General features: G+C 69.7%; 1 protein-coding gene and 1 pseudogene. Both read right to left on the bottom strand.

The genetic code is table 11. The annotated features are described in order from the left end of the window. Nucleotides 1-2,345: exodeoxyribonuclease V subunit beta (locus BN903_RS07790; RefSeq protein ID WP_048077210.1), on the bottom strand; the 2,345-nt coding region annotated here is incomplete at its 3' end. After that, nucleotides 2,342-4,833, bottom strand: a pseudogene (locus tag BN903_RS07795) (PD-(D/E)XK nuclease family protein); the annotation flags it as partial. The gene BN903_RS07790 and the pseudogene BN903_RS07795, both read right to left, overlap by 4 nt.

Below are 4,833 nucleotides of genomic sequence, written 5' to 3' on the forward strand. Positions count from 1 at the left end.
GGGCCCTCCGGGGCCGTCACCGCGAACGGTAGCTCCGCGTCGGCCGGCTCGCCGCGGTCGAACGGCTCGACGGCGGGGTCGACCTCCTCGACGGCGACCGGAAGCTCCCGGAGGAACGCGTTCGGCTCCTCGCCGGCCGCGAACACGACGTGGCTCTCCGCGCGCGACACCGCGACGTAGAGCAGCCGCCGCTCCTCGTCGTACTCCCGGGGCAGACAGCGCCGACGGACGTCGTGTCGCCAGCTGTCGTAGACGTGCGGATGTGCCCCCGCCTCGGCGTACCGTTTCCGCTGTCGGAGCCCGACCGGATCTCGGTACTCGACGACGCTCGATCCGCCGGTCCGCGGCGGGAACCGCCCCTCGTTCATGTTCGCCAGCACGACGATCGGATACTCCAGCCCCTTCGCCGTGTGAATCGTTTGGACGGTCACCGCGTCGTCGCCCGCGTTCGCGCTGAGGTCGACCGTACTCCCGGTCTCGACGCCGCGCTCGACGAACCGGATCAGCTCGCCGCGGGTGACGGTCGTCGAGTCGTACGTCGACTGGATCGTGTGGAGGAGGAGGTCCGCGGTGTCGCCCGCGAAGCCGTAGCGGTCGAGGACGCGGCGCGCGACCGCGCCGACCGACTCCAACTCGCGGAGCGCGTCGCGGAACGCGGCCGCGTCGTCCGGGTACGTCTCCGTCTCCAGCGCGTGGTCGATCTCGTCGAACGCGTAGCCGGCCCGTTCGAGGACGACCGCCCAGCCGCGGTCGGCGTCCGACTCGAGGATCCGGAGCCACGCGAGCAGCAGCTTCGCCGGGTCGGTCCGGAACAGCTCGATCCCGCCGTCGTACGCCATCGGGAAGTCGTACTCGTCGGCGACGTCGAGGAGCTCCCGGCCGTAGTCTCGGGTCCGCGTGAACACCGCGATATCGCCGTACTCCGGCGGGCGCGGCTCGCCGTCCTCGCCCTCGACGGCGTAGTCGTCGTCGCCGACGATGTCCTGGACCTTCGAGAGGACGGCCTCGTGTTCGTCCTCGTGGGTGATTCCCTCGACGACCGTGTTGTCGAAGGCCGCGTTCGAGGAGAGTTCGACGACGTCGTCGAGGGGGGCGTCGACCTCCTCGCCGCTCGTTGCCGGCGTCTCGATGGCTCGCTCGGAGAGGTCGATCACCGACGCCGTCGACCGGTAGTTCTCCCGGAGTTCGATCCGGGTCGGGTCGGCGGCGTCGAAGGAGACCCGCTCGGCGTCGTCGTTGAGGTCGGCGGCGAACCGCTCCAACCGCGCCTCGAAGTCGAGGATGTTGCGGACGTCCGCGTACTGGAACGAGTAGATGCTCTGCTTCCAGTCGCCGACGGCACAGAAGTTCTCCGTGCCGGACAGAAGGAGGGCGAGCTTGAACTGGATCTCGCTGGTGTCCTGGAACTCGTCGACCATGACGTACTCGAACTGCGCCGCCTCCCGGGCCCGCGGGTCCTCGCGCAGGAGCACGAACGCGAACAGCTGGAGGAAGCCGAACGTGAGGTAGTTCCGCCGCAGGGCGAACCGGACGTACTCGACGTAGACGTCGTGGACGAACGCCTTGAGCTCCTCGCGGTCCTCGAAGAAGGCGTCCCGCGCAACGTCGTCGTCGAGCCGCTTCGTCCCGCGCCCGCCTCGGAGTTCCGACTTCGAGGGCGCGTCGCCGAGGTACGCCTTGTTCCGCCCGAAGCGGCTCAGGTCCTCACGGAGCGCCGACTGCTTCCGCCCGTCGTTTCGAGGCTGATTCGCGGCGTCGAACAGCTCCTCGAACGCCGCGAAGTCGCCGTCGAGGTGCGACTCGCCGTCGCCGTACCAGCCGTCGGTCGTGGGGACGACCCCCTTCGCGGCGAGCTCCCGGATCAGATCGAGCAGCTCGCCCGGCTCATCGAGGATCCGATAGAACGCGGCGTACTCCGGGTGGTCGTCGCGGAAGCCGCCGAAGAACTCCCGGAACCGCTCGGTCTCGACCAGCTCGTCGTCCACCACCCGCGTCGAGCCGGTGATCCGCTCGTCGAGGCCGAGGTGCGTCGGGGCGGCGTGGCCGTGTTCCCCGAGTATCTCGTTACAGTGCGAGTGGAACGTCCGGATCGGCGCGTCGGCCAGCTCCCGCAGCCCGTACTCGCTGCGGTCGACGATCCGCTCTTTCATCTCCGTCGCGGCGCTCCGCGTGAACGTCGCGAGCAGGACGTCGTCGGGCTCGACGTCGTCACGGTCGACGACGTTCCCGTAGCGACGGGCGATGGCGAACGTCTTCCCGGTCCCCGGGCCGGCGTCGACGAGGTAGGTCCCCTCGGTGTGCTCGATCAGCTCCCGTTGCGCGTCGTTGGGCGTCGGGTCGCTCATCGGTCCCCCTCTAACAGCAGGTCGCGGTTGTCCACGCGCCGGTAGTTCGGCTCGCCCCCGAGCCCGTCGACCGGGAAGCGCTCCTCGCCGGCCCGTCGCCGGTTCAGCTCTTCCAAGCGCTCGTCGACGAACGACTCGAACGCGTCGAGGTCCTCACGGAAGAACGCGCGCCTGCGGACGCCGTTGAGCGCCCGGATCGCCTGATCCGCGCCCTTCTCGGCGTCGACCGCACCGGACGTTCCGGCGTCGACGGCGGCGGTGAACCGCTCGGCGAACGCGGAGGCGCGAAGCTCGCCTTTGTCTGTCGTCTCGGGGAACGACAGATCCGCGACGGCGTCGGCGTAGGCCGCGTAGCCCAACTCCTCGAACGTCTCCCGACAGTCGGTGTACCCGTCGAGCAGTTCCTCGTAGGCGTCCCGGGAACCGACGTACTCGTCGAACGTGACGGGGTGATACGAGACCGTCGTGAGCGCGTCGTCGAGGTCGGCGTCGCCCGCGATCACGTCGTCCATCAGTTCGAGGAAGTGGAAGAAGGTGAACTCCAGCGGCTCGTCCGGTCGGAGGGTTCGGTAGTAGGTCAGGTACAGCGCCGCCTGGAAGTTCGGCGTCTCCGCCGGCGGATCGATCGCCGCGTTTGTGACCACCTGCGAGGGTCGCTTCTTCGACCCGCTCTTGTAATCGAGCAGGTGCGTCGGCGACCGCACGAGGTCGATCTTCCCCTTGACGCCGAGTGCGCCGTCCTCGAACCAGTGCTCGGTGAGCGGGGAGTCGACCGGGCGGTCGAAGTATTCGGCGAAGAAGTTGTCGCCCCAGCCGGATGTCGCCGTGAGGAACTCGTCGGACTCCGGTCCGTTCTCGTCGAGGTACGCTGAGATTAGCTCCAGTCCGATTCGGTATCTCCGCCGGCGGAGGGGCTCGTCCGACGCCGAGAAGAACGCCTCGGCCTCCCCGAGCATGGCGTCGACGAGGTCGTCGAGGTCGGCCGCCGCGACGGCGTCGGGGTGGTTCACGTAGAACTCCGCGAAGTCGTGGAAGAGGTTCCCCTCGACGAACCGCTCCCGATCGGGCGAATCGAGGAGCCGCCCGAAGAGATAATCTCGCGGGCTGTTGACGTAGCCGTTGAGGGCGGACTGGCTGACCGTCTCGACCGTCTCGGCGTCGACCCCGAGCGGCCGGCGGTCGAAGCCGTCGCCGGTCTGTCGCGGCCGCCGTCGGTGTTCGACCGAGTCGAGGTCGCTGAACCGCTCGAACCCCTCGTCGAGCAGGTCGCCGAAGTACAGACAGGGCGTGACGGGCTCCCCGCCCGCGGCGTCCCGGACGAGGTAGTACTGCCGGTCGCCGCTCTGGAGCAGGCGCTGGAAGTCCCCCACGTAGCGCTCGAACTGCGTCTCGGCGTCCACCCACGGCCGCTGCGGGGCCGAGTGCGTCCACTCCTCGCCCATCCCGAGGTGGAAGACCACGGGCCGGTCCACGTAGGCCGAGGACTTCGCGTCGGCGAGGAGGACGCCCTCGTTGTCCCTGTCGACGGGGACCTCGTAGGTCTGGAGGTAGTAGGCGAGCCGGTCGACCGCGGCCTCGGTCACGGGGTCGTCGGCGAGACCGAGCCGCCGTAACTCCTCGTCGAACCGCGCCAGTTCGACGCCGGCCCGGTCCGCGTACGCGTCGAGCGCCGCCGCGAACGTCCGGTCCTCGACGCCGTCGCGAAACTCCCGCAGCCACTCGACTCCGGGACCGTCGACCGTCGCCAGTCGCCTGTCGCGGTCGCGGACCGGAGCGTCGACGCCCAACTGCGAGAGCACCGGCCGGGCGTCGCCGACGGTCGTGTCGGACCCCCGGAAGCCGAGCCGGAGCAGCTGGACGAACGCCCTGTGGTGCGGGTCGTCGGCGAACCCCGGACCGCCGTAGAAGGGTATTTCGGCCGCTTCGAGGGCGGACTCGACGAGCGAGGAGTACTGGCCGCCGCCGTCGAGGACGACCGCGACGCGGTCGGCGTTGCGCGCCGAGACGGCGTCGAGGAGCGCCGCGACGATGTCGGTCGCCGACTCGAAGACGTGGAAGGGCGGGCGGTCGAACGCCCCGTCGGTGAACAGGTCGACGCGGTCGAACGACTCCGGGAGGACGCCGCGCTCCAAGGTCGTCAGCCGGTCGTGGCCGACGACCGCGACCGACTGGCCGTCATCGACAGAGTACTCCGTGAGCCGCTTCGACGTGGTTCGGAGGTCTCGCATGGCCGCGATGACCTCGCGGGTCGCCGTCGTCGACGTAGGCGTCGTACTCGAAGATCGCGTCGAGCCGCCCCTGCTGTTCCCAACACTGGAGCACGTTCCCCACGGCGTACGCGATCGCCTTCCAGTCGCGGTCCGTCTCCGAGACGAGTTCGAGGAACGCGCGGCGGTCCTCCGCCTGTTCCCGGCGACCGGCTGCGAGGCGGCGCGGGGTGGTCGCGAACGTCCCGAAGTGCGGGCGGTCGAGGCGGCGGTTGATCGCG

The sequence above is a fragment of the Halorubrum sp. AJ67 genome (assembly GCF_000513435.1).